The following is a 26,305-nucleotide window of genomic DNA, read 5'->3' on the forward strand; positions in this document are numbered from 1 at the left end:
AGGGTGCCGAGCCACATGCGGCGTGGCGGACCAGCCGCAAACCGTATGGAGACGAGCCATGGACAACGATATCAGATTCTATGTCGGCCTGGACGTGCATAAGGACAGTACGGCGGTTGCTGTGTGCGAGCCAGGGCGTGAGGCGAGCCGCTTCGTGGGTTCCGTCGGGCCTGATCTGCAGCAGGTGCTCAAGGTGCTGCATCGGTATGGCAACGCGGCGCAGGTAAGCGTGGTCTACGAAGCGGGCCCGACGGGCTACGGACTGCAGCGGGCGCTCGCAGCGCGTGGCTACCGATGCGAGATCATCGCGCCATCGCTCATTCCCCGGCGGGCGGGTGAACGCGTCAAGACCGACCGGCGCGATTGTGCCCGTTTGGCCGAACTGTCTCGCGCCGGTGAACTCAAAGCCATCTGGGTACCCGATGCGGCTCATGAAGCAATCCGCAACCTGTGGCGGGCTCGAGAAGATGCGGTCGATGCCCGTGTGAAGGCGCGCCAGCAACTGAAGGCGTTCCTGCTGCGTGCCGGGCGTCTGTACGAGGGCAAGACGGCCTGGACAAAGATGCACGAACGCTGGATTGCGGACCAACGATTTGATGAACCCGCCGACCAGATTGCGCTGACTGAGTATCAGCTGGCTGTGCAGGCGGCCGATGAGCGGGTGCGGCGGCTGACCAACGCGCTGGAGCAAAGTGCCGCCGACTGGCAGTTTGCGCCTACCGTGGCAGCCTTGCGGGCGCTACGCGGCATCGATACGGTCAGCGCCATCGGGCTGGTGTGCGAGATCGGTGACATCAACCGCTTTGCCACGGCGCGTCAACTTATGGGCTACCTGGGGCTGGTGCCCTCGGAGCATTCCAGCGGCGGCACGGTCAGGCGTGGCTCGATTACCAAGACGGGCAACGCCCACGCCCGGCGGCTGCTCACCGAGGCGGCGTGGAATTACCGTTTCCCGGCGCGCATGAGCAATGTCTTGCGCATGCGCAGTCGGGATCTTGCCCCCGAGATTCGCAACCATGCCTGGAAGGCGCAGTTGCGCCTGTGTGCGCGCTTCTCCCAGCTCGCGCACCGAGGCATGCAGCCGAACAAGGTTTGCGTGGCCGTGGCCCGTGAATTGGCTGGTTTTATTTGGGCGATCGCCCGCCAGGGCGCAATCCGTCAGCAGTAACCGGAGAGCAGTGGTACGAGGCGATGCGGTACGAATCACGATAGGAAGAATCCTCGAGAACACAATCAACAGAACCCCACGGGGCAACCTGCGTCACTAGAGCGAGGCAGCTTCCACGACGGATCGATGCACGGTGGTAACCAACCCACGGATATCAGTCTGATCCATCGTCGCAGCAGCAGACTGGTGCCGCATCGCCCCGTACCACTGAGCATCAACAGATAAAATCATTTTTATTTCTATTGACAGAAAGCGACCATATCAGTGTCCTGTCTGGCTAATTCCGATCCTTACCTTCGGCGTCTGGGCTCGCCATGCATCCGAATTCAAGTGACCAAACTAACCAGACAGGACACTAGAAAAAAGCCGCCCTGATCGCGGAGCGTCCGCCGACTCGACAGATCCGATCCCCAATAGCTGTAATGTGTTTATCTTGCGCACCTCAGCGTGATCGCACGGCCGGGCTACCGGCCACACATTCTCCATCCCGCATGATCAGGTCAAATCCGGCATCGTCATATTTCTATCAAAATATCAGCGGTGATGACAGGCGACCTGCTGCATCCGCCTTCCATCGCCGGTATGGGACGCGCCTCTGGGCGTCAACTCGGGGAGGACCTCTCGGCAGATGTCCGTCGCAAGCGGACAGCGAGTGTGGAACGGGCACCCGGCGGGGGGATGGGCGGGACTCGGAGGCTCGCCCTGCAGAAGGGCTCGCTCGATGCGGACTCCCGGGCGCGCTTGCGGAACCGCGGAGAGCAGGATCTCCGTATAAGGGTGCAGCGAGCGGGAAAAAAGAGTGTCCCGATCAGCGATTTCGACGATGTGCCCCAGATACATCACAGCCACACGATGGCTGATATGGCGAACCACCGCCAGATCGTGTGCCACGAACAGATAAGCGACCCCCAAGTCGCGCTGCAGATCAGTCAACAAATTGATGACCTGTGCCTGCACAGAGACATCCAGCGCCGAAACCGGTTCATCACAGACAATGATTTTCGGCTGTAGTGCAAGACTGCGTGCAATGCCCAGGCGCTGGCGCTGGCCTCCAGAAAACTCGTGCGGATACCGATCAATCGCTTCCGGACGCAATCCGACCTTGGAGAACAGCCACGCGACACGGTCCGCACGCCCACGCGCCGTCCGAGTATCGGCGCCCTGGAAATTCAGCATCGGCTCAGCCACGATCTGCCCCGCTGTCATGCGCGGGTTTAATGAAGCATAGGGATCCTGGAAAATAATCTGCATATCCCGACGTCGCTCACGCAGATCCTCCTGGCTCAGACCCATGATCTCTTCACCATTCAGCAGAATGGAGCCCGACGTAGGCGGAATGAGGCGCAAGACCGATTTTCCGGTCGTGGACTTGCCGCATCCGGACTCCCCCACCAATGCCAATGTCTCGCCCGGCATCACACTAAAGGAAATATCATCGACCGCGCGAATCACAGGCGGCTGCGATCCAAACCAGACATGCGAGCCTTGGTAGTACTTCTTGAGATGGCGAACCTCAAGCACCGGCACCGGCCCATCTTGCCGGCCCCGTGTGTCGGAGGGAGCTACCGAACCGGCAGCAATCTGACACCCTCCGGGTGGTTCACCACAGCCGACATGCGCTGTCACGCCATCATCGGGAGCCTCTCGTTCCCCTGCCATGACGTGGATCCTGCCAGCCGCGACAACCCTATCATGCTCAAAACAAGCCACAAAGCGGCCATGACTGTCCTCCACCAGAGGCGGCACGGCAGAGCGGCAACGGTCCGTCGCAAAAGGGCAACGCGGGGCAAAGCTGCATCCAGGCCCCAGATCATGCAAGGCGGGTACCAACCCCGGAATCTCCTCGAGACGCCCCACTCCTGCATTGATCGACGGCATGGCTGCAAGCAGCGCGCGCGTATATGGATGCATGGGTCGCTCAAAGATGTCCCGGACCGGAGCTTCTTCGACTTTGCGGCCAGCGTACATCACCACCACGCGATCACAGGACTCGGCCACCACGCCCAAATCATGGGCCCGCGCTTTTGGCCTCATTGACCTTCAGGCGCAGCTTGGCGTACAGCCGTCGCAATAGACCCATTACCCGCTCGCCCGCCCGACGACTGCCAACATAGACGTTACAGTCATCGGCGTAGCGCACGAAGCAATGCCCCCGGCACTCCAGCTCACGATCCACCTCATCGAGCAAGACGTTGGCCAGCAACGGCGAGAGCGGCCCGCCTTGCGGCGTGCCCTCATACCGTTCGATGACCACACCACCCTCCATGATGCCGCTGTTCAGATACGCACGGATCAGCCGGATGACTCCAGCTTCCGGGATACGTTTCCGTAAGCGGTCAATCAGGATGTCGTGGTTGACCCGGTCAAAGAACTTCTCCAGATCCACGTCCACCACAATACGACGACCGGACTGCACATACGACTGAGCGGCAAGTACCGCATCATGCGCACGCCGCCCCGGCCTGAAGCCGTAGCTGTGTTCGCTGAAGGTGGGGTCAAGCAAGGGTTGCAGCACTTGCAGCAGTGCCTGCTGGATCAGTCGATCCGTCACCGTCGGGATGCCCAGCTCGCGCTGGCCGCCGTCGGGCTTCGGGATCATCACCCGCCGCACCGGACTGGGCCGGTACGTTCCCGCCAGCAGCGCTTCACGGATGGCAGGCCAGGCTGCCACCAGGTGGCCGGCGGTCTGGTCAATGTCCAGGCCATCCACTCCAGCGGCGCCTTTATTGGCCCGCACCCGCTTGAATGCCGCTTGCAGGTTCTCCCTCGTCAACGCCGCCACCAGCAGCGTTGACCCTGTATCCTCATTGCCATGTCGCGGGCATCCTGTTTCCTCGCTGGCTGAATCACCTGCGGCTTCACCGCAGGCTACGCCCGCCCGCTCCACCGACGTGGACATCTGAGGCAATACAAGCTGCATCGACATGTCGAGCAATACTCCTTCTCGTTTGGTCCTTCGCCGCCTCGCTCTCAGCCTCACCGGCCCCGCTACCACGACTACTACGACCGCTGCTGAGACCTCGCTCCGGCTCGACGCCGTTACCCTTTCAGGATCAAGGCGAGGCGTCCCCAGATAAGAGCGCACTCCTTCATCGCACAACCGCCGCATCTACGCCGCTTCGCCTTGGTCACGAGAGCTTTGCGGTTTGTGGCCCGCTCGCCCTGCTCGGCAGCGCCTTCTATGCAGTTCTTGTTCATCGGCTCACGATTTACGCTTCACGCTTCCTCCCCACGCTCGGTCACCCTCGCGCAGTTGCGCTTCACTTCGCTCGTTGTGACCAACTCGCGGCGGGACTCGCACCCGCAGGAGTACGCCCATGCTGGGCGTACCACAAAAAAAGGGATGCCAAGCGGCATCCCGTGAACATCCGCTTCGATAGGGAGGGGAAGAGGAGAAGCAGAAGCGGACGACAGAACGGCCGGGCCGGCGAAGCCGGCGCGCGTTCATGAAGGATTGGGCCGCCAGAAGCGCGGAAAGTTCACGGCCCGGACGGGAAAGATGCAAGCGAATATGACCGGACGGGACAGCGGGTGGCGGCACGGCACGGAAGGCCGATGCCGGACGCGCGCGCAGGAAGCGGATCACCCGGAAGGCTCAGGCTGCCTGGAAATCCGCCTGGCGATCGCTCAGGGCGGCGCGCAGCTTTTTCAGGGCGGCCGATTCGATCTGGCGGACCCGTTCGGCGGAAATGCCGTATTCTTCGGCCAGTTCATGCAGCGTGGCGCCGCCGTCATCGGCCAGCCAGCGGGCGCGGACGATATGCTGGGAACGCGCGTCCAGTGAAGACAGCGCGTATTCCAGCCCCTCGCCCTGCAGCGCGTCCATGCCGCGCCGCGCCAGTACCTGAGCGGGTTCCTGGGCCTCGTCGGCCAGCCAGTCGGACGGCGCGTAACGGTCTTCGTCGTCGGCCGGCGCATCCAGGGCGCAGTCGCCGCCCGACAGGCGGACTTCCATTTCGGCGACGTCTTCCGGACGCACGTCGAGTTCGCGGGCGATGTCGGCGACCTGGTCCGGCCCCAGGCTGCGGCCGTCGGGCCGCATGCGGCGCAGGTTGAAGAACAGCTTGCGCTGCGCCTTGGTGGTGGCGATCTTGACCAGGCGCCAGTTGCGTACCACGTATTCATGGATCTCGGCACGGATCCAGTGCACGGCGAAGGACACCAGGCGCACCCCGCGGTCGGGATCGAAGCGGCGCACGGCCTTCATCAGACCGATGTTGCCCTCCTGGATCAGATCCGCGTGCGCCAGGCCGTAGCCCAGGTACTGGCGGGCGATGGAGACCACCAGCCGCAAATGCGACAGAACCAGGTCGCGCGCGGCGTCCAGGTCGTTGTGGTCGCGCAGGCGCCGTCCCAGGTCGGCTTCCTGATCGGCGGTCAGCATCGGCAGCCGGTTGACGGCGCCGATGTAGGCGTCGATGGTACCGAGCGCGCCAGGATTGCCGATCGCCAGCGAAAGCCGGGACGGCGCGAGCGACAGGGCGGACGAAGAGGGGGTCATGGTGACAAGATCCTCGTACTGAATGAAATCATGTTAGCACTCCATTAGGAAGAGTGCTAATTTCAAGGTAACAAAGCTTAGGCGGCCCGCCCGCGGGAAAGTTCCCCGGACTCAGGGCAATTCCAGGTCAGCCACCAGCGGGGCGTGGTCCGACAGTTTCTTCCAGGGCGAGCCGTGCAACACCCGCGCGCGCCGCACGGCGAAGCCGCGCTGGTAGATGCGATCCAGCCGCAGCCAGGGGAACACGGACGGGAAGGTCCGGGGCGGCGGCGTCAGGCGCGCATGGCCGTTCATGGACAGCTCGGGTGCCTGGCGCAGCACCTGGCCCGGCAGCCAGGCCAGGCGTTCACGCAGGCGGGAGACGGTACGGCGCAGCCGGTAGATCTCGTCCGACCCTTGCGGCGCGGCGGCGAAGACCTCGACCAGGCCCAGCTGCTCGACAAACAGCGGCGCCAGGCGATTGTTCCAGTCGTTGAAGTCGCCGGCGATCAGCAGCGGCTCGTGCGCGGGCACCAGGCGCTGGATACGGTCGGCCAGCGCCTGCACCTGGCGTGACCGCCCCCCCGCCAGCAGGCCCAGGTGCACCACCAGGCAATGCACCGGCACGTCGCCGACCCGCACCACGCCATGCAGCAGGCCGCGCTGCTCCAGGCGATGGTCGGAGACGTCCTGGTTCTCGTAGTACAGGATGGGGTAGCGCGACAGCAGTGCGTTGCCGTGGTCGGTCGCCTGGCGCACGGCGTTGCAACCGTAGGCGGCCTGCATGCGCAGGGCCGCCGCCAGGGACTCGTGCTGCGCGTCCAGGCTGCCACGCACGCGGTTGCGGCCCTGGACTTCCTGCAGGAACAGCAGGTCGGGCCGCAGGCCGTACAGGCCCAGCCGCAGGTCGGCCAGCGATTCCCGCCCACCCGTGGCCGAACGGCCCTTGTGGATGTTGTAGCTGACGATCCGCAGGGCGGGCATGGCTGGCCCCTTACTTGGCTTCCGTCTGGCGCAGGCGGATGTGCAGCTCGCGCAGCTGCTTCTCGTCCACGGCCGACGGCGCCTGCGTCAGCAGGCACTGGGCGCGCTGCGTCTTGGGGAAGGCGATCACGTCGCGGATGGATTCCGCGCCCGCCATCAGCGTCACCAGACGATCCAGGCCGAAGGCCAGGCCGCCATGCGGCGGCGCGCCGTACTGCAGAGCATCGAGCAGGAAGCCGAACTTCAGGCGGGCTTCTTCCTCGTCGATCTTCAGGGCCTTGAAGACCTTGCGCTGGACATCGGCGCGGTGGATGCGCTCGGACCCGCCGCCGACTTCCCAGCCGTTCATGACCATGTCGTAGGCCCGCGCCAGCGCCTTGCCGGGAGCGGACTCCAACAGGTCCTCGTGGCCCGGCTTGGGGCAGGTGAAGGGATGGTGCGCGGCCGTGTAGCGGCCTTCGCCCTCGTCGTATTCGAACATGGGGAAGTCCACCACCCACAGCGGCTTCCAGCCCGGCTCGAACAGGCCGTTGGCACGGCCGAACTCGCTCTGGCCGATCTTCACGCGCAGGGCGCCGATGGCGTCGGCGACGATCTTGGCGCGATCGGCTCCGAAGAAAATCAGGTCGCCGCTCCGCGCGCCGGTGCGCTCGATCAGGGCGCGCAAGGCGTCGGCGTGAATGTTCTTGACGATGGGCGACTGCAGGCCCTCGGGGATCGCGGCGGCGTCGTTGACCTTGATGTAGGCCAGGCCGCGCGCGCCGTAGATGCCGACGAACTGAGTGTAGGCGTCGATCTCGCTGCGCGGCAGGCTGGCGCCGCCGGGCACGCGCAGGGCCACCACGCGGCAGGCCGGGTCGTTGGCCGGGCCGGCGAAGACCTTGAAGCCCACGTCGCGCATCAGGTCGGCCACGTCGGTGAATTCCAGCTTCACGCGCAGGTCGGGCTTGTCGGAACCGAAGCGGCGCATGGCTTCTTCCCAGCTCATGACGGGGAAGGGATCGGGCAGCGCCACGTCCAGCACCTGGCGATAGATTTCACGCACCATGCCTTCGAAGATCTCGCGGATCTGGACCTCGTCCAGGAAGGAGGTTTCGCAATCGATCTGGGTGAATTCCGGCTGGCGGTCGGCGCGCAGATCCTCATCGCGGAAGCACTTGGTGATCTGATAATAGCGGTCGAAGCCGGACACCATCAGCATCTGCTTGAACAGCTGCGGCGACTGGGGCAGCGCGAAGAATTCGCCCGGATTCACGCGCGAGGGCACCAGGTAGTCGCGCGCGCCTTCCGGCGTGCTGCGGGTCAGCATCGGGGTCTCGATGTCGATGAAACCCAAGGCGTCCAGATAGTTGCGCGCCACCATGGACACGCGATAGCGCAGCATCAGGTTGCGTTGCATCTGCGGCCGGCGCAGATCCAGCACCCGGTGCGTCAGGCGCGTCGTCTCGGACAGATTGTCGTCGTCGAGCTGGAACGGCGGCGTGACCGAAGGGTTGAGGATATCGATCTCGCGGCAGAGGATTTCGATCTCGCCCGAGAGCAGATCGGGATTGGTGGTCCCGGCGGGGCGCAGGCGCACCAGGCCGGTGATCCGCAGGCAGTATTCATTGCGGATCCGCTCGGCGGTCTCGAACGCGGCCTCGTTGTCCGGGTCCACCACCACCTGGGCCAGTCCCGCGCGGTCGCGCAGGTCGATGAAAATCACGCCGCCATGGTCGCGGCGGCGATGCACCCAGCCGAACAGGGTCACGGTCTGGTCGAGGTGGGCTTTGGACACCTCGCCGGTGTAGCAAGTGCGGTTCAAGAATGGCTCCGTCAGAGGAATTGTTCGAGTTTCAATGGGCCTGCCCGCCGGGGGATTCCACGGCCGGCAGATCCATCTGTGTCTGGGGCGGCAGGCCGGGCGGCGCCACCACCCCCATGGACACGATGTATTTCAGTGCCGTTTCCACCGACATGTCGAGCACCTGGACATCGGCGCGCGGCATCATCAGGAAGAAGCCCGACGTCGGGTTGGGCGTCGTGGGCACGTAGACGCTGACGAAATCGCCGTCCAGCAGCGCGGCGATCTCGGTGCAGGGGATCCCGGTCAGGAAACCGATAGTCCAGGCGCCCTGGCGCGGATACTGCACCAGCACGGCTTCCCGGAAGGCCTGGCCGTTGGGCGCGAACACGGTGTCGCTGACCTGCTTGACCGAATTATAAATGGAGCGCACCAGAGGGATGCGGCCCAGCAGGGATTCCCAGCGCGACAGAATGGCGCGGCCGATGAAATTTGCGCAAAACAACCCCGTGACGAGGATGACCACCAGGACCAGCGCCAGTTCGAAGCCCGGGATCGCCACCCCGAACAGGGCCTCGGGGGAGAGGAACGACGGCACCAGGGAGCCGAGCGTGCCGGCCAGCACGGTCAGCACCCAGACCGTGGCCACCAGCGGCAGCCAGATCAGCAGACCGGTGATGAAGTAGCGTTTGAGAAAGCGCATGGGTTCCAGGCGTCAGCCCGACGTCGAGGCGGGCGCGGTGCCGCCGGAGGCGGGCGCGGCGCTCGACGAGGCCCCGCCCGCCGGGTCGGCGGATTTCGGGGCGGATTTCCCGCCCCCGCGAAAATCGGTTTCGTACCAGCCGGAGCCTTTCAGGCGGAACCCGGCGGCCGTCACCTGCTTTTCATAGGTGTCCTGGCCGCAGGCCGGGCAGGTCTTCAGCGGCGGATCCGAGATTTTCCGCAGCACGTCCTGCTCATGACCGCAGCGGCTGCAACGATAGGCGTAGATAGGCACAGCAATTCCAAATGAATCAACCGCCTGGATTTTAATCCTTTTAGGACAAGCGCTTCTGCCACTGAAACAACTCTCCACCGCGGCTTGCGGGCCGCCCGGATTCAACTGAACGAGTTGGGCAGCAGGAACATCACGGCGGCCACCAGCGTCGGTACGGCGGCCGCCCCCAGCAGCTTCAGCGGCGAAATCGAGCCGTCGCCAAAACAGCCCTTCAGAATGGAGAAACCGGCCGGGTTGGGCGCATTGGCGATCACGGTCAGGCCGCCGCCCGTCACGGCGCCGGCCACCAGCATGTAGCGCCAGAGCTCACCGGTGCCTTCGACCAGCGAACCCAGGTAGGTCAGGGCCGCGTTGTCGGTGACCGCCGTCAGAGCCGTGGCCCCCAGATACAGGACGTAGGGCGACAGGCCCCCCAGCAGGTCCTGGAGCCACCATTGCTGCAGGCCGCCCAGCACCACCAGGCCCGCCAGGAAGAAGCCGACCATCAGGCCTTCGCGCAGCAGCAGGGGCGACTGGTGCCGCTTGTAGGCATGGGCATAGCCGATGAACAGCACCAGCAGGGCCATGAAGATCTGCATGTGATGCGAAGCCAGCACCACGCCCAGCAGGAACAGCACATGCACGGCCATGACCACCGGGGACACCGGCGGCCGGCGCTCGCTTTCGTCCGCCTGGACGCCGATGCTGCCGTTGAGCAGGAAGGGTCGGCAGATCAGCGTCAGGATCAGGCCATTGAGCAGCACGGCCATCGCCGCGCGCCAGCCGAAATGGGTCGCCATGAAGGCCGTGTCCCAGCCGAAGGTATGGGCCACCATCAGCACCGGCGGCGCGGCGTAGGCCGTCAGCACCCCTCCGATGGACACATTGACGAACAGCACGCCGACGGCCAGGTACTTGAACCCGTCCTGGCCGGGCCGGCGGAAATAGGCCTGGCGCAGCAGCAGGGCGGCCAGGGTCATGGCGGCCGGCTCCGTGATCAGCGATCCCGCCAGCGGCACCAGGGTCATGATGACGAAGAAGCGCGACAGTTCGCGGGCCGCCGGCAACAGGCGCGACACCCCGTCGACCAACAGGCGGACCAGTTCGATGATGGGCCGGCTGGCCGCCACCACCATGATCACGAAGACGAAGGCCGGCTCGGTGAAGTTGCGCGTGTCGAGATATTCGACCGCCCCCTTCACCCCCAGGGTCAGTCCCATCCACACGAACAGCGCACAGGCCCAGACGCCGAACACGGCTTCGACTTCCGACAGCAGGTGCCACAGGCCCGCGTGCGGCCCGCCCTTGTTGGCCAGGCGGGCGAAAGCGGGTACGGAGAACGTGTGGATGATGGCGATGGCAAACAGAATGCTTGCCACGACCTCGGTATGACTGACCATGTCCGGGTCCTGTGTGAGAGGCTGAAAGGAGATTCAGGCACCGCCCAGAATCAGGCGCGCGCCCTTTTCGGCAATCATGATCGTCGGCGAGTTGGTGTTGCCCGAAGTGATGACCGGCATGATGGACGCGTCGATTACCCGCAGGCTTTCCAGCCCCCGGACGCGCAGTTCCGGATCCACCACGGCCAACGGATCGACGCCCATTTTACATGTCCCCACCGGATGGAAAATGGTGGTACCGATGTCGCCCGCCGCGGCTTCCAGCGCTTCCCGGGTCTGGACGGCATCGCCCGGCAGATATTCGCTGGGCCGATAGCGCGCCAGGGCGGGCTGGGCCATGATGCGCCGCGTCAGGCGCAGGGCGTCGGTCGCCACGGCGCGGTCCTCCGGGGTCTGCAGGTAATTGCAGAGGATGTCCGGCGCGTCGGCGGCGTTGGGCGAAACGATGCGCACGTGGCCCCGGCTGCCAGGCTGCAGATTGCAGACCGAGGCCGTCAGGGCCGGGAAGTCGTGCAGCGGGTCGCCGAACTTGTCCAGCGACAGGGGCTGGACGTGGTATTCCAGGTTGGGACGGGGCCGCGACGGATCCGAACGCGCGAAGGCCCCCAGTTGCGAGGGCGCCATGGACAGCGGCCCGCTGCGGAACAAGGCATATTGCAGGCCCATCGAGGCCTTGCCCCACCAGGAATGGACCAGGGTGTTCAGGGTGCGGGCGCCTTGCAGGCGGTAGATCATGCGCAGCTGGAGATGGTCCTGGAGATTTTCGCCCACGCCGGGCAGGTCCAGCACCATCGGGATGCCGAGCTTGCGCAGGCGCTCGGCGGAACCGACGCCGGAGACCTGGAGCAGCTGGGGCGAACCGATCGCCCCGGCCGCCAGGATGAGTTCCCGCCGCGCCGTGGCATGCAGGCGACCGCCGTCCGCCACGCACTCGACCCCGGTGGCGCGGCGCCCGGAAAAGCGGATGCGCTCCACCCGGACGCCGGTCATCACACGCAGCGTGTCCCGGTGCATGACGGGGCGCAGGAAGGCCTTGGCCGCGTTCCAGCGCACGCCCCGGCGCTGGTTGACCTCGAAGTAATCGCAGCCGGCGTTGTCGCCCCGGTTGAAGTCGTCGGTGCGCTCGATACCCGCCTGGGCCGCCGCGTCGCGGAAGGCGTCCAGCACGTCCCAGCGCAGGCGCTGGGGCTCGACCCGCCAGGTGCCCGAGGCGCCGTGGAATTCGCTGGCCCCCGCATGGTGGTCCTCGACGTCGCGGAACAGCGGCAGCACGTCGGCCCAGGCCCAGCCCGGATTGCCCATCGCCGCCCAGCCGTCGTAGTCGGCGGCCTGGCCGCGCAGATAAAGCATGCCGTTGATCGAGGACGAGCCGCCCAGCACCCGGCCGCGCGGGTAGCCCAGGGAGCGGTAGTTCAGGCCCGGATCCGGCAGGGTGTGGTAGCACCAGTCCGTGCGCGGATTGCCGATGCAGTACAGATAGCCGACCGGAATGTGGATCCAGCGCCAGTCGTCGGCGCCGCCCGCCTCGAGCAGCAGGACGCGGTGTTCGCGCGACAGGCGGTTCGCCAGCAGGCAGCCGGCCGAACCGGCCCCCACGATGACGTAATCGAATTCCAGCGCGGCGGCGTCCGGCGTTGTTGCGGTCATGACGTGCGGTCTCCTGCGGGGCCGTCGGGCGGCCTCGTCGTTTTGCTGGAAACAGTCTATCCGCAACGCCGGACCGGCGCCAGGCGGTCCGGGATCGCCCGCGGCCCGCCGCCTGCGTCCACGGACCTACAGCCAGGGGCGCAAGACCGTGCCCGCCAGGGCGGCGGCGATCAGCAGCACGCCCACCTGCATGTTGGAGCGGAACAGCCGCAGGCCGCGTTCCGGGTGACGCACGTCGAAGACGCACATCTGCCAGATGAAATGCGCGATGATGACGGCCATGACCAGGTAGTAGGGCCAATCCAGGCCCATGCCCCAGCCGGCCGCCAGCCACAAGGCCGCCGTGGCGGCGTACATGCCGCCGATCCATGCCTTGCCCTGGTCGCCGAAGCGCATGGCGACCGATTTCAGGCCCAGCATGCGGTCATCGCGCAGATCGATGTAGGCGTAGATGGCGTCGTAGCCGATCTGCCACAGCACCGCGCCAAACCACATGGCCACGGCGGTCCAGGGCACGATGTCGCGCGTGTCGGACCAGGCCATCAGCATGCCCCAGTTGAAGGCCGCCCCCAGCACGGCCTGCGGCCAGTAGGTGTAGCGCTTGCACAAGGGATAGATCACCACCAGCGGCATCAACGCCAGCGCCAGCCAGCGACTGGTGGCGTTGATGGCCAGCAGCAGCGTGGCGCTGACCAGGATCTGCGCGGCAGCGAACCACAGCGCCGCCCGCAGCGTGAGCTGGCCGCTGGTCAGGGGCCGGAAACGCGTGCGTTCGACGCGGTGATCGAAATCCCGGTCGAAGATATCGTTGAAGGTGCAGCCCACACCGCGCATCAGCAGCGCGCCCAGAGAGAACACCACGAGACGCCACAGAGTCGGCCACCCGTCGGCCGCCTGCACCAGCGCGGCCAGCGCCGGCAGCAGGGTCAGCCAGGTGCCGACGGGCCGGTCCAGCCGGCACAGCCGCGCATACGGCCCCCAGGACGCGGGCAGCCAGCGGGCCACCCAGTCGTCGAAACGCATGTCCGACAGGTCGGGACCGGTCCGTCCCGTCCCGGTGGGGGTGCCGCCCGCCATCATCCGCGCGCGGGCGCCGGACCGATGAGCTCGCCCAGTGTGCGCACGCCGGCGCGGATGCGGTCTTCGGGCACGGTGACGAAACTGAGGCGCAAGGTGTTGACCGGCGCATCGACGGCGTAGAACGGCGCACCCGGCACGAAGGCCACATTGCGCTGGATCGCCGCCTGCAGCAATTGCGTGGTGTCGATGGAGTCACGCAGCGTGACCCAGATGAACATGCCGCCTTCCGGGCGCGTCCAGTGGGCGTCGGACGGGAAATATTCCTGCAGCGCGTCGAGCATATAGCCGCACTGGCGGCGGTAGAGTTCGCGCACTTTCGGCAGGTGTTCGCGCAGGAAGCCGCTGCGCACGGCCTCGTACACCGCCATCTGTGTGACGGTGGCGGTGTGCAGGTCGGTGGCCTGCTTGATCTGCACCAGCTTGGAGATGATGTGGCGCGGCGCCACGACGTAGCCCAGGCGCATGCCGGGCGCCAGGACCTTGGAGAATGTGCCCAGCCGGATCACGGTGGCGCCCGCCGGACGGCCCAGTTCGAGCAGGCCGGGCTGCGGCTCGCCCGCGTAGCGCAGTTCGCCGTAGGGGTCGTCCTCGATGATGGGCAGGCCCAGGCGGGCGCAGCGCTCGACCAGAGCTTGGCGGCGCGCGCGATCCAGCGTCAGGCCGGTGGGATTCTGGAAATTGGGCAGCACGTAGATGAAGCGCGCATCGCGCACCAGATCGTCGCTCAGGGCGTCGGGCACCAGGCCCAGCGCGTCGGTGGGCACAGCCCGGTATTCAGGCTGGAATTGGGAAAACGACTGCAAGGCGCCCAGGTAGCTGGGGGCCTCGACCAGCACGGGCGAGCCCTCGTCGATAAACAGCTTGCCCAGCATGTCCAGCGCCTGCTGCGAACCCGACACGATCAGGACTTCCTCGGGATCGATGTCCAGCCCCGGGCGCGACAGGTCCTGGGCCACCCACTCGCGCAGCGGCGTGTAGCCCTCGGTACGGCCGTACTGCAGCGCCGTGGCGCCCTGGGTGGACAGCACCCGGTCGAAGGCCGCCCTCAGCTCGGGGATCGGGAACCCCTCGGGCGAAGGCAGGCCGCCGGCGAACGAGATGACCTCGGGCCGTTCGGTGATCTTGAGGATTTCGCGGATGGCCGAACTGGTGAGCTGGTTGGCGCGTTGGGAAAAGAGCGTGCGGGAAACGGACGTGTCCATGATTGATTCCGAATGGAAGCCTGCCTTGTGGGCCGACTGACTGGAAATCGCCGGCCGGCCCGGATCCGCGGGCGGTCGGCGCAGGTGAAGCTTTCTATATTAAATCAAGCGCGCCCGGGAGGCCATGGGGAGCCCTGTCCAATATCAGATGAGTCTGAAGGGGGCCTGGTGATTCCAACATCAGATGAGTCTGGAGCTTTGGCCGCGGGTCGTCGATCATCGGGAGATGATCTTGACCTTACACGACGAACGGCTCACCAGCCTGGAGAGCCTGGAACAATTCCTGGCCGGCACCGCTGGCCTGGAGCCACAGGTCGCCGCTGGCACCCAAGCGCAGCGCCAGGTGCACGTCCTGTCGGTGCTGCAGCGCTTTCGATACCCCTCGCTCACTCGCGTCCAGAAGGGACTGGTCATCCGCTACCTGCTCGCGACCAGTGGCTACTCACGCCAGCACCTGAGCCGATTGATCGCCCGATTCCGCGATCACACCCCGCTTGGGCAGCGCCACGCGCCCGCGCACGGCTTTACGCGCCGCTACACCGAGGGGGACATCACCGCGCTGGCCAGGCTCGATGCCCTGCACGAGAACCTGAGCGGGGCGGCCACTCGCCACCTGTGCCAACGCGCCTGGCTGGTCTACGGCGACGCGCGCTATGAGCGCCTGGCCACGATCTCCGTCTCCCACCTGTACAACCTACGCCACCAGGCGCGCTACCGGCAGACGCGCGGCCACTGGGAGCCGACCCGACCCAGCCGAGCCGTCTCCATCGCGATCAGGAAGGCCCCCGAGCCCGCAGGCCGCGCAGGCTTCATTCGCATCGACAGCGTGCACCAGGGCGACTACGACGGCATCAAGGGCGTGTACTACATCGACGCCGTGGATTGCATCACCCAGTGGCAGGTCGTCGCCTGTTGCGAACGCATCTCCGAGGCGTTCCTGCTGCCCGTGCTCGAACAGATGCTCGCCTGCTTCCCGTTTCGCATCCGCGGGGTTCATGCCGATAACGGCGGCGAATACATCAACCACCGCGTGGCCGCCCTGCTCGACAAGCTGAACGCCGAGTTCACCAAGTCCAGGCCCCGCCACACCAACGACAATGCCCTGGTCGAGGCCAAGAACGGCGTGGTCATCCGGCGCACCTTCGGCTACGCCCACATCCCGCAAAAGCACGCCCGGCCCATCAACGCGTTCTGTGAGCAGCACCTCGTGCCCTACCTGAACATGCACCGCCCTTGCCTGTTCCCCGAACAGACGATCGATGCCAAAGGCAAGATCCGCACCACCTACCCTCAAGCGCTCGTGCGAACCCCGCTGGAGAAGCTGCACAGTCTGCCGGCGCCTGCCCGTGGGCTCAAGCCCGGTATCACCCTACAGAGCCTGCTCATCCAGGCGCGGGCCATGAGTGATAATGAAGCCGCCGAACAGCTGCAAAAGGCACGCTCGGCGCTGTTTGCAACCATCCATCGACGATCCGCCGCCAAGGCCGCCTGAACAGCCTGTTCTCTGCAAGTTCAGACTCATCTACGGTTTGGAAAAGACTTGGGGTGGGCCGGGATACGGATCAGTCCCTGCGGGCCGGTCCATGACTGGCGATCGGAGCGGCCGATCAGTTCGGCCGCGCCGCGCCGATGAAAATGGCGGGATCCACCCGCGCGTCGTTCAGGCTGACATTCCAGTGCAGATGCGGCCCCGTGGCGCGTCCGGTGGCGCCCACCCTGCCCACCACGGCGCCGCGCGCGACTTCGTCGCCCACTTTCACGTCGATGGCCGACAGGTGGCAGAACATGCTGATGAAGCCCTGCCCATGGTCCACGAACACGGTCTTGCCGTTGAAGAAATAATCCCCCACCAGCGCCACGCGGCCGGCGGCCGGCGCCTTGACGGGCGTGCCGGCCGGCACGGCGAAATCCAGCCCCGAGTGCGGGTTGCGTTCCTCGCCATTGAAGAAGCGCCGCAGACCGAACGGACTGGAAAGGCGCCCGCCGACGGGGCGGTCCAGCATGACATTGCTCGGCACGACGCCGTCCCGGTACGTGCGATAGGCGGCCAATTGCAAGTCGAGCTCGCGCTCGATCCGCCTGAGGTCGTCGGGATCGGGCGAGACCTGCCGGCGGTTCTTCAGCGTGATGTGCTGGGCCGCGTATTGCTTGGCGCGGACCTCGAATGCGGCCGTCGGCCGGCCTTGCACCTGCACGGCCTGGCGGCCTGGCCTGGTGTCCAGCGGGACGCCCACCAGGGCGATCCAGCGCTGATCGCTGTCGCGGATCACCATGACGCGCCGGCCCGCATAACTGGCCCGCGGCGCCTGGGCGGCCCCTCCCAGCGGCACCACCGCCACCCCTCCCGGCACAGGCACGTCGAGCGTGCGGGCGATATAGCCTTGCGCGGCGGCCGGCGCGCCCGTCAGGGCCGCGGCAGACAGCGCCAGGCCCGCGACCAGGCGCCGTGGATTCGGGCTGCGGAGTGGATTCGGACTACAGATACGCATGCGTTCGCACTATTCCTTCTTTGGCGGAAATTGTATCCATCTCCTCGTTCCGAGGCTCGATCCGGCGGGTGAGGTGCGCCAGCGCCTCCTCGACCTGATCGATCAGGATCAGGCACAGGTCGCCGGGCTCCAGGGCGTCCAGCGCGGTGTCGATGGCCAGGAACTCGCCATGGATCTCCTCCAGGCGGCTCATGCGCCGGGCCGACCCCAGGCCCTCGCGCAGCAGGGCCAGGACCTCGCCATCGCCGCGTCCGCGCTGACACTGGTCCTGGTACAGGACGACCGTATCGAACACGTCGCCCAGGATCTCCGTCTGGCGGCGGATGTCCTGGTCGCGCCGGTCCCCCGCTCCGCTGATCACCACGGTGCGGCGCCGCGCGGGCATGGTCTCCACGGCCTCCGCCAACGCCAGGATCGCGTCCGGATTGTGGCCGTAGTCGGCGATCAGCGTGGCGCCCCGGTGGTCGAACACGTTGAAGCGGCCCGGCACGGTCCCGGCGTCGTTGACGAACGAGGCCAGGCCCGCCTGGATGCGCACCCAGTCCACCCCCAGAGCCCAGGCCGCGGCGGCGGCGGCCATGGCGTTCTCGACCTGAAAGCCGATGCTCCCGGCGCGGGTCAGGGGCACGGCGGCCAGTTCGATACGGGTCTCGATGCCGGCTTCCGCGAACACCAGGTCGCCCTGGTCGACGAACACTACCCGCCCCCTCTGCGCCCGGTGGGTCTCGATCACCGGATGACGGCCGTCGCGGGCGAAGAAGGTGACCCGGCCGGTGCAGCCGGACGCCATCCGGGCGACGATGGGGTCCTGGGCGTTGAGGACGACCATGCCCGTGGATGCCACATTCTCGACGATGACGCGCTTGACGATGGCCAGGTCCTCGACCGTGCTGATGTAGTTCAGCCCCAGGTGGTCGCCGATCCCGATGTTGGTCACCACGGCCACGTCGCAGCGGTCGAAAGCCAGACCCTCGCGCAGGATGCCGCCGCGCGCGGTCTCGAAGACCGCCATGTCCACGTCCGGATGCAGCAGCACGTTGCGCGCGCTGCGCGGCCCGCTGCAGTCGCCCGTGTCGATGCGCCGGCCGCCGACGTAGACGCCATCGGAATTGGTCATGCCCACGCAAGCGCCCGACTGGCCGCACAGGTGCGCAAGCAGCCGCACGGTCGTGGTCTTGCCATTGGTGCCCGTCACCGCCACCACCGGAATCCGGCCCGTTTCACCGGGAGGGAACAACATGTCGATGATGGCGCCGCCCACGTCGCGCCCCGTGCCGAAGGACGGATTCAGGTGCATGCGCAGGCCGGGCGCCGCGTTGACCTCGACGACGCAGCCGGTCTCGGCCGTCAGCGGCTGGTAGACGTCCCGGCCCACCACGTCGATGCCGCAGATGTCCAGGCCCACCATGCGCGCCGCCATGACGGCGCTGGCCGCCAGGTCCGGGTGCACGTGATCGGTCACGTCCGTGGCGGTCCCGCCCGTGCTCAGGTTGGCATTGTTGCGCAATACCACGCAGACACCAGGCGCCGGAACCGATCCGGGGTCGAAGCCCTGGGAGGCCAGGGTATTCAGGGCGATCTCGTCGAGCCGGATGCGCGTCAGGGACGTGCCATGGCCTTCGCCGCGCAGCGGATCCTGGTTGATCTGCTCGACCAGTTCCGCGATGGTGCGATAGCCGTCGCCCACCACCTGGGGCGGATCGCGCCGCGCCGCCGCGACCAGGCGATCCCCCACCACCAGCAGGCGAAAGTCGTGGCCGGGGAAATAACGCTCCACCAGCACGCCCGAGCCGTGCGCACGGGCCACGGCATAGGCGGCCATCACCGGCTCGCGCCCCTGCACGTTCACCGCCACGCCCTTGCCCTGGTTACCGTCCAACGGCTTGATCACGACCGGGCCGCCGATCTCACGAGCGGCGGCCCAGGCGTCCTCGGCATCCTCCACGCAGCGGCCCTGCGGCACCGAAACGCCGGCGGAAGCAAGCAGCGCCTTGGTCAGTGACTTGTCCTGGGCGATGGCCTCGGCGATGGCCCCGCTGGCATCGGTCTCGGCCGCCTGGATGCGGCGCTGGCGACGCCCCCAGCCGAACTGCACCAGGCTGCCCTCGGTCAGGCGCCGGAACGGGATGCCCCGGCGCACGGCGGCCTGCACGATGGCGCCGGTACTGGGCCCCAGCCGCATGTCCTCGTACATGGCCTTCAGTTCGGCGATCGTCGCGCCCGTGTCGAAAGGCTCGTCCCGCAGCGTGGCCATGCACAGCGCCAGCGCCCGGTCGAACGCCAGACGACCGACGGCCTCCTCGACGTACTCGATCGCTACCTGGTAGATGCCTGGCTCCAGGGTCTGCGCGACGCGGCAGAAGGCCACGGGGCAGCCCGCCTGGGTCTGCAGCCGCAAGGCTGCGGCCGCCAGGATGTGCGCCAATGAATGGGTGCCTTCCAGACCCGGGGGACGGGGCAGGTCGAGGTCCGGAAAGCGCGCGCGCAGGCGCGTTTCGAACGCGTCCATGTCACCGATCGCGCGCTCGCTTTCGGAACAGGCGACGATGGCTTCGATCGCGGTCTGGCGAGACCACAGATTGGGCCCGCGCAGGGCCCGGACTCGGGAGACTTCCATGATGGCCAATGTCCTTGGAGGGTAAGGGAGGGTCCGACGGCCGTCCAGCCGGGCCCGGAAGGGATGAGTGTCGTGTACAGGCCCTAGGCGGCGAGCGGTGGCTCATCGGGTATCCGGCGGGCGTTCCAGGTGCGCAGGCCGATGCGCATGCGCTCGACGTCCAGCCCCAGCGCCCAGGCCACGGCCAGGGCCGCCAGCACCGGCGCCGGCCCGTCGGCATCGATCGCCGGGGCCAGTTCGTCCAGACCGATCACCGGGATCTGGACTCCGTCCTCGGCCAGCACCGCCATGCCTCTGTGCACGGACACGGCGCGGCCCCCGGCGTCCAGGTGAGCGCGCAGGGCGGCCCCGTCGGGATCCAGGCCGTAGCACACCACGGTCCCGTCGCACAACGGCGCCAGTTCGGCCGTCAGAGAGTCGTCCGCGTTCAGGACGGCCGTCCCGCCCGGCAGGACGACATCGACCTGGGTACGGAAGATCCGCGCGAGCTGTTCCGGCGTTTCCATGTAGAACTCCGGCCAGGTCACGCCCAGGTCGATGCCGGTGACCACGCCGACCAGGCAGCGATCGTAGGCCAGGCCCTCGCCCAGGATGGCGCGGCCGCCGTTCTCGATCACGGCGTACTCAACCGCCCGGTTCAGCAGGACGCGGCGCGAGGCATCCCAGCACGCGGAATCCTGCGCCGTCACCCGGGCCGCCCCCATGAACAGCCCCTCGGACGAGGCCAGTCCCACCACGCGACCGGCCAGGCGCAACAGGTGCGCGACCAGGTGCGCGACCGCCGCGGTATGCCGGCTGCCGCTGATCCCGATCACCGGAATGCGCCCGTCCTCGGGCGCGGGAAACAGGTCGTCGATGATGGCGCGGCCGACCGGCCGGGGCTTGCCCACGGCGGGCTTCAGGTGCATCAGCAGGCCCGGACCGGCGTTGACCTCGACGATGGCCCCCCGCTGCTCGTCCAGAGGCCGCGAAATGTCGCGCGCCACCAGATCGATCCCGGCGATGTCCAGCCCCACCACGCGAGCCGCCAGCGCCACCTGCGCGGCCACCTCGGGATGCACATCATCGGTGACGTCGATGGACACGTTGCCGCTGCGCTGGACGAGCACCGCGCGGCCTCGCTCGGGAATGGCGTCGCCGCGCAGGCCCTGGCGTTCCAGCTCCAGGCGGGCCGCTGAATCCAGGCGGATGAAATTCAGCGGATGGTCCTCGTCGCGGCCGCGGCGGGGATCGGAATTGAGCTGGCTCTCGATCAGCTGCAGCACGGTGGACGTCCCGTCGCCCACCACCATCGCGGCCTCGCCACGCGCGGCGGCCACCACACGACCGCCCACCACCAGCAGGCGGTGCTCGTCGCCCTGTATGAAGCGCTCGACCATGACGCCGCTGCCCTCGTCCACCGCCACGGCATAGGCGGCCTCGATCTGTTCGCGCGTATTCAGGCAGGTGAAGACGCCGCGCCCGTGGTTGCCGTCCGAGGGTTTGATCACCACCGGCAGCCCCAGTTCCTGCGCCATGTCCCAGGCATCGGCGGCGCTGTCCACCAGGCGGCCCTCGGGCACCGGCACGCCGCAGGACTGCAACAGCCGACGGGTCAGATCCTTGTCGCGCGAGATGCTTTCCGCGATGGCGCTGGTGCGGCTGGTTTCCGCCGTCCAGATCCGCCGCTGGCGGGCGCCGTAGCCCAGCTGCAGCAGGTTGGCGTCGCTCAGGCGGATCGCCGGGATGTCGCGGTCGTCGGCCGCGTCCACGATGCATGCCGTGCTGGGACCCAGGCTCAGGGAATCGGCCAGGTCCTTCAGCCGCTCGACCGCGTCGGTCACGTCGAAGGGCCGGTCCTCGATGGCGGCCATGACCAGGTCGCGCGCGACGTGCAGCGCCTCGCGCGTCAGCGGCTCGTGCCAGGCGCGCACGATCACCTTGTAGACGCCGCGCAACGGCGTTTCCCGCGCGCGCCCGAGCCCGCCCGGCATGCCGGCCAGGCTCTGCAATTCCAGCGTGACGTGCTCCAGGATGTGGGCCGGCCAGGTGCCTTCGCGCACCCGCTTGAGGAAGCCGCCCCGCTCGCCCACGCTGCAGCGGTGCTCGACCAGGGACGGCAGCCAGGCGCTCAGGCGTTCGTAGAAGCCGGGGATAAGGTTGGAAGGACAGTCCTCGAGATCGTGGATGTCCACCAGCGCCTCGATGACGGGCCGGTAGGCCCAGATGTTCGGCCCCCGCAAATGCACCATATTGAGAAACTCAATATTCTTCTCGTTCATGATCGAACCATGCGTCAGGTGCCGGGGCCGGCGAAAACGGCCATCTTTCCCGGTGACCGCTGAAAAACATCGGCACACATATTAATCTCGCCCTTGTTGCGCGGCATAGAAAAAAAGTTGAAAATTGTGACGCGATTTCCTACGCTGAAAATATCCTGAAAGCGCGCTGACAGGCCCCTGAACACCGCCCCGATCCACCCGCGCCCCGATCCGCGACATCCCCCTCGACCATCCCCGTTCATGCAGGGCCTCCCCTCCGATTTCTCGCCGGCCGATCCGTGCCCGCCGGGCCCGCCCGAGCCGTGGCGCACCGTCCTGGCCGCGCAGCTCGCCGCCGATGAACGCATCCTGGGCTGGCTGCGCACCGACCTGGACGCCCATCTGCGCTACGGCGACGGGTTGATCGTCCTGACCGACCGCCGCTGGCTGGCCTGCGGAGCCGACGCCCAGGCCAGCCGATCCTGGCCGCTGCGCCCCGATCTGGAGGCACGGCTGCAGGACCACGCCGGGGTGGGCAGCCTGGAACTGACCGACGGCCACGCCCGCCTGGCGCGCTGGCGCTACACACTGGAACGCCAGCCCGAGGCCCAGCGCCTGGCGGCCGCCTGGCAGGCCCTGCGCGAACCGGCGATCGAGGCGTCCGCCGACACGCACGCCGCCGCCCCGGCGCCGGCCGCTCCGCGCGCCAGTTCCCTGTTCCGCCTGTGGCGCTTCGCCCGTCCCTACGGGCGGCAACTGGCCGCCGGCCTGATCCTGACCCTGGCGGCCACGGCAGCCTCGCTGGTCCCGCCCTATCTCACCATGCCGCTGATGGACGACGTGCTGATCCCGTTCCAGAACGGAATCCCGATCGACTACCACCTGGTGACGCTCTACCTGGGCGGCCTGCTGGCCTCCTCGATCCTCGCCTGGGGGCTGGGCTGGGCACGCAGCGCCATCCTGGCCTGGGTCAGCGAACGCATCGGCGCCGACCTGCGCACCGCCACCTACCAGCACCTGCAGCAACTGTCCTTGCAGTACTTCGGCGGCAAGCGCACCGGCGACCTGATCGCCCGCATCGGTTCGGAGTCCGACCGCATCTGCCTGTTCCTGTCCCTGCACCTGCTGGACTTCGTCACCGACGTGCTGATGATCGTGATGACGGCGGCCGTTCTGCTGACGATCGATCCGCTGCTGGCGCTGGCAACGCTGGCGCCGCTGCCGCTGATCCTGTGGATGATCCACTGGGTGCGAGACCGCCTGCGCCACGGCTTCGAGAAGGCCGATCGTGTCTGGTCGGACATCACCAACGTGCTGGCCGACACCATCCCCGGCATCCGCGTGGTCAAGGCCTTCGCCCAGGAACGCCGGGAAGTCGCGCGCTTCCGCGAGGCCAACGACCGCAACCTGGCCATCAATGACCGCGTCAACGCTCTCTGGTCGCTATTCACGCCCACGATCACGCTGCTCACGGAGCTGGGCCTGCTGGTGGTGTGGATCTTCGGCATCTGGCTGGTGTCCAGGGGATCGATCACCGTCGGCGTGCTGACCGCGTTCCTGGCCTACATCAGCCGCTTCTACGTGCGCCTGGACTCCATGAGCCGCATCGTCTCGACCACCCAGCGGGCCGCGGCGGGCGCCAAGCGCATCTTCGACATCCTCGACCACATCTCCAGCGTGCCGGAGCCCGCCACGCCCCACCGCGCCAGACACGTCCAGGGCCGCATCGAACTCAGCCACGTCAGCTTCCGCTACGGCAGCCGCACGGTGATCCACGACCTGAGCCTGGACATCGCCCCGGGCGAGATGGTCGGCCTGGTCGGCCACAGCGGATCGGGCAAGAGCACCCTGGTCAACCTGATCTGCCGCTTCTACGACGTATCCGGCGGGGCCATCCGCCTGGACGGCACGGACATCCGCCGCTATGCCATCGCCGACTACCGCCGCCGCATCGGCCTGGTGCTGCAGGAGCCCTTCCTGTTCTACGGCACGGTGGCGGAAAACATCGCCTACGGCCGCCCGGACGCCAGCCGTGCGGAGATAGTCGCCGCCGCCCGCGCCGCCCATGCCCACGAATTCATCCTGCGCCTGCCGCACGGCTACGACTCACTGGTCGGCGAGCGCGGCCAGGCCCTTTCCGGGGGCGAGCGCCAGCGCATCTCCATCGCCCGCGCGCTGCTGATCGATCCGCCCATCCTGATCCTGGACGAGGCCACCTCGTCCGTGGACACCACCACGGAAAACGAGATCCAGAAGGCGCTGGACAACCTGGTGCGCGGCCGCACGACGATCTCCATCGCCCACCGCCTCAGCACGCTGCGCGAGGCCGACCGCCTGGTGGTCATGGACCGCGGGCGGATCGTGGAAATCGGCCGCCACGAGGAACTGCTGGCCCGCGACGGCGCCTATGCGCGGCTCCACCGGGCCCAGCTGCAGGGCCAGTCCCCGATGGACCCTCCCGGCTGGGACGAGGCCGACGACACGGAGGAGACTTCCGATGCGTCCTGACACCGCGCCGGCGGATGCCGGCATCCGCCCCTCGCCTGCCCGGGCAGGCGATCCGGCGCCCATCCGCCCGGACTGGTCGCTGGCGCGCGACGCCTTCGGCCGGCTGATCCTCGCCCGTCCCGGGCAAGCCGACACGCCGGTGACGCCGGTCCGCGGCTTTCCCTTCACCGCGCCCGACGAAGGCATCGCCCTGATCGGTGCCCAAGGCCAGGAACTGGCCTGGATCGAACGCCTGGACGCGCTGCCGGCTGAAACGCGACGCCCGGTGGACGAGGAACTGGCGCAGCGGGAATTCAGGCCGGAGATCCTGCGCATCCGCCACGCCTCGACCTGGGCGACGCCCAGCCACTGGGACGTGGACACGGACCGGGGGCCGACCCGCCTGACCCTGAAGGCCGAGGAGGACATTCGCCGCCTGCCGGCCTCGTCCCTGCTGATCGTCGACGCCCACGGCGTGCAGTTCCTGGTGCGCGACACGGCGGCGCTGGACAAGGCCAGCCGCCGCATCCTGGATCATTTCCTGTAGGCTCCGGGGGAGCCGGGCGCGGACCGCGCAGGCATGGAAAAATCCGGGCTCCGGAAGCCGGCGTCAGGGAATGACCCCCCGCCGCCGTAGCGCCTCGATATCGACCGGGCTTCTGCCAAATTCCTGGAGTATTTCCACCGTATGCGCGCCCGGGACGGATATGGGGCCGGATTTCGCCGGCGTACGGCTGAATCGCGGTACGGGGGCGGGATGCACGATGCCATCGGTCTCGATGAACGTCCGGCGGGCGACATGATGGGGATGCCGAGGCGCTTCTTCGAAATCCAGCACGGGCGCGAAGCAGGCGTCGGTGCCTTCCAGCAGCCGGCACCACTCGTCGCGGGTCTTGCCGGCGAACAACCGCTCGAGTTTGGCGCGCAGCGCGGCCCACTGGCCCCGGTCCCACTGCGCGCCAAACGCCTCGTCCTCAATGCCGCACAAGGCCAGCAGCAGTTCATAGAAGGCGGGCTCGATCGCGCCGACGGAAACGTACTTGCCGTCGGCGCATCGATAGCAGCCATAGAAATGCGCCCCGCCGTCCAGCATGTTCGCCTGACGCTCGTTGATCCAGCGCCCCTTCGCCAGCATGCCATGGTATCCCGTGGCGAGAGCGGCGGCGCCATCGGAGATCGCCGCGTCGATCACCTGGCCCGTCCCGCTGTCGCGCGCCTCGAGCAAGGCGCATACGACGCCGAAGGCCAGCATCATCCCGCCGCCGCCGATATCCCCCACGAGATGCAGGGGGGGCGCGGGCGGACGATCGGCATGACCCATCGCATGCAAAGCGCCGGAAAGGGCGATGTAGTTCAGATCGTGGCCCGCGGCCCGCGCCAAGGGCCCCGTCTGGCCCCAGCCCGTCATGCGCCCGTAGACGAGCCCGGGATTGCGTGCCAGGCAGACGTCAGGCCCCAGGCCCAGCCGCTCCATCACGCCAGGCCTGAAGCCCTCGATGAGGGCATCGCATTCCGCCACGATGTCCAGGACGATCCCGGCGGCGCCCGGGGCCTTCAAATCCAGTGCGAGGCTGCGCCGCCCGCGATCCACGATCGTACCGCCCCCACCCAGGAAGCCCGGGGTCTTGCGGTCCACCCGGATCACCTCGGCGCCCATGTCCGCGAACATCATCGCGCAAAAGGGCGCGGGCCCTATGCCGGCAATCTCCAGGATCCGGTAGCCCGCCAAGGGACCGCTGGCCCCGCCTCCCC

The 26,305-nt window shown here is 67.4% G+C and carries 17 protein-coding genes and 3 pseudogenes; 4 read left to right on the forward strand and 16 right to left on the reverse strand.

Features of this window, described 5'->3' with window-relative positions; all coding sequences use genetic code 11:
- Nucleotides 1–58: 58 nt before the first annotated feature.
- Nucleotides 59–1,168, forward strand: a complete 1,110-nt coding sequence (locus ACTPOE_RS12885; protein WP_458871650.1) for an IS110 family RNA-guided transposase — start codon at nucleotides 59–61, stop codon at nucleotides 1,166–1,168.
- Nucleotides 1,169–1,702: 534 nt separating this feature from the next.
- On the opposite strand, the gene ACTPOE_RS12890 is transcribed toward ACTPOE_RS12885, so the two are convergent.
- The 12 genes and pseudogenes from ACTPOE_RS12890 to ACTPOE_RS12945 form a co-directional block, all read right to left on the reverse strand.
- The gene (locus ACTPOE_RS12890; RefSeq protein WP_458872831.1) at nucleotides 1,703–2,695 is read right to left on the reverse strand and encodes an ABC transporter ATP-binding protein; all 993 of its coding nucleotides are present in this window, start codon (nucleotides 2,693–2,695) and stop codon (nucleotides 1,703–1,705) included.
- Nucleotides 2,696–2,878: 183 nt separating this feature from the next.
- Nucleotides 2,879–3,202, reverse strand: a pseudogene (locus tag ACTPOE_RS12895) (oligopeptide/dipeptide ABC transporter ATP-binding protein); the annotation flags it as partial.
- Nucleotides 3,186–4,094 (reverse strand): annotated as a pseudogene (gene ltrA / locus ACTPOE_RS12900) (group II intron reverse transcriptase/maturase); the annotation flags it as partial. The pseudogenes ACTPOE_RS12895 and ltrA, both read right to left, overlap by 17 nt.
- Nucleotides 4,095–4,763: 669 nt before the next feature.
- Nucleotides 4,764–5,669, reverse strand: coding sequence for an RNA polymerase sigma factor RpoH (gene rpoH, locus ACTPOE_RS12905; RefSeq protein WP_458872533.1), 906 nt, complete (start codon nucleotides 5,667–5,669; stop codon nucleotides 4,764–4,766).
- A gap of 111 nt (nucleotides 5,670–5,780) precedes the next feature.
- A complete protein-coding gene (locus tag ACTPOE_RS12910) occupies nucleotides 5,781–6,632 on the reverse strand; it encodes an endonuclease/exonuclease/phosphatase family protein (protein ID WP_458872534.1) in 852 nt (283 codons plus the stop codon).
- Nucleotides 6,633–6,642: 10 nt separating this feature from the next.
- On the reverse strand, nucleotides 6,643–8,436 hold the full coding sequence (gene aspS, locus ACTPOE_RS12915; RefSeq protein ID WP_458872535.1) for an aspartate--tRNA ligase: 1,794 nt from the start codon (nucleotides 8,434–8,436) through the stop codon (nucleotides 6,643–6,645).
- A 31-nt stretch (nucleotides 8,437–8,467) separates the two neighbouring features.
- Complete coding sequence (locus tag ACTPOE_RS12920) at nucleotides 8,468–9,118, reverse strand: DUF502 domain-containing protein (protein ID WP_458872536.1); 651 nt, start codon at nucleotides 9,116–9,118, stop codon at nucleotides 8,468–8,470.
- A gap of 12 nt (nucleotides 9,119–9,130) precedes the next feature.
- Complete coding sequence (locus ACTPOE_RS12925; protein WP_458872537.1) at nucleotides 9,131–9,364, reverse strand: FmdB family zinc ribbon protein; 234 nt, start codon at nucleotides 9,362–9,364, stop codon at nucleotides 9,131–9,133.
- A 149-nt stretch (nucleotides 9,365–9,513) separates the two neighbouring features.
- Complete coding sequence (locus ACTPOE_RS12930) at nucleotides 9,514–10,791, reverse strand: putative Na+/H+ antiporter (RefSeq protein WP_458872538.1); 1,278 nt, start codon at nucleotides 10,789–10,791, stop codon at nucleotides 9,514–9,516.
- 33 nt (nucleotides 10,792–10,824) lie between these two features.
- On the reverse strand, nucleotides 10,825–12,438 hold the full coding sequence (locus tag ACTPOE_RS12935; protein WP_458872539.1) for a GMC family oxidoreductase: 1,614 nt from the start codon (nucleotides 12,436–12,438) through the stop codon (nucleotides 10,825–10,827).
- A 126-nt stretch (nucleotides 12,439–12,564) separates the two neighbouring features.
- Nucleotides 12,565–13,461 (reverse strand): 4-hydroxybenzoate octaprenyltransferase, encoded by an 897-nt coding sequence (gene ubiA, locus ACTPOE_RS12940; protein ID WP_458872540.1) that lies wholly within the window; start codon nucleotides 13,459–13,461, stop codon nucleotides 12,565–12,567.
- 53 nt (nucleotides 13,462–13,514) lie between these two features.
- The gene (locus ACTPOE_RS12945; RefSeq protein WP_458872541.1) at nucleotides 13,515–14,720 is read right to left on the reverse strand and encodes an aminotransferase-like domain-containing protein; all 1,206 of its coding nucleotides are present in this window, start codon (nucleotides 14,718–14,720) and stop codon (nucleotides 13,515–13,517) included.
- A 226-nt stretch (nucleotides 14,721–14,946) separates the two neighbouring features.
- Between ACTPOE_RS12945 and ACTPOE_RS12950 the strand changes: the two genes are divergently transcribed.
- A complete protein-coding gene (locus ACTPOE_RS12950; RefSeq protein ID WP_458870343.1) occupies nucleotides 14,947–16,212 on the forward strand; it encodes a transposase family protein in 1,266 nt (421 codons plus the stop codon).
- 115 nt (nucleotides 16,213–16,327) lie between these two features.
- Here ACTPOE_RS12950 and ACTPOE_RS12955 read toward each other — a convergent pair whose 3' ends face one another.
- From ACTPOE_RS12955 to ACTPOE_RS12965, 3 genes and pseudogenes are all read right to left on the reverse strand, one after another.
- On the reverse strand, nucleotides 16,328–17,209 hold the full coding sequence (locus ACTPOE_RS12955; protein ID WP_458872542.1) for a peptidoglycan DD-metalloendopeptidase family protein: 882 nt from the start codon (nucleotides 17,207–17,209) through the stop codon (nucleotides 16,328–16,330).
- Nucleotides 17,196–19,826, reverse strand: a complete 2,631-nt coding sequence (gene cphA / locus ACTPOE_RS12960; RefSeq protein ID WP_458872543.1) for a cyanophycin synthetase — start codon at nucleotides 19,824–19,826, stop codon at nucleotides 17,196–17,198. The genes ACTPOE_RS12955 and cphA overlap by 14 nt, the downstream gene beginning before the upstream one ends.
- 110 nt (nucleotides 19,827–19,936) lie before the next feature.
- Nucleotides 19,937–22,087: pseudogene (locus ACTPOE_RS12965) on the reverse strand (cyanophycin synthetase); the annotation flags it as partial.
- A gap of 240 nt (nucleotides 22,088–22,327) precedes the next feature.
- On the opposite strand from ACTPOE_RS12965, the gene ACTPOE_RS12970 reads away from it, so the two are divergent.
- Entirely contained in the window at nucleotides 22,328–24,574 is a 2,247-nt protein-coding gene (locus tag ACTPOE_RS12970; RefSeq protein ID WP_458872544.1) for a cyanophycin metabolism-associated ABC transporter, read from the forward strand.
- Nucleotides 24,564–25,100 (forward strand): cyanophycin metabolism-associated DUF1854 family protein, encoded by a 537-nt coding sequence (locus ACTPOE_RS12975; RefSeq protein ID WP_458872545.1) that lies wholly within the window; start codon nucleotides 24,564–24,566, stop codon nucleotides 25,098–25,100. The genes ACTPOE_RS12970 and ACTPOE_RS12975 overlap by 11 nt, the downstream gene beginning before the upstream one ends.
- Before the next feature lie 63 nt (nucleotides 25,101–25,163).
- Here the strand turns inward: ACTPOE_RS12975 and ACTPOE_RS12980 are convergent, their stop codons facing one another.
- Nucleotides 25,164–26,282 (reverse strand): CaiB/BaiF CoA transferase family protein, encoded by a 1,119-nt coding sequence (locus ACTPOE_RS12980; RefSeq protein ID WP_458872832.1) that lies wholly within the window; start codon nucleotides 26,280–26,282, stop codon nucleotides 25,164–25,166.
- Nucleotides 26,283–26,305 lie beyond the last annotated feature (23 nt).

It is taken from the genome of Castellaniella sp. WN (assembly GCF_054457555.1).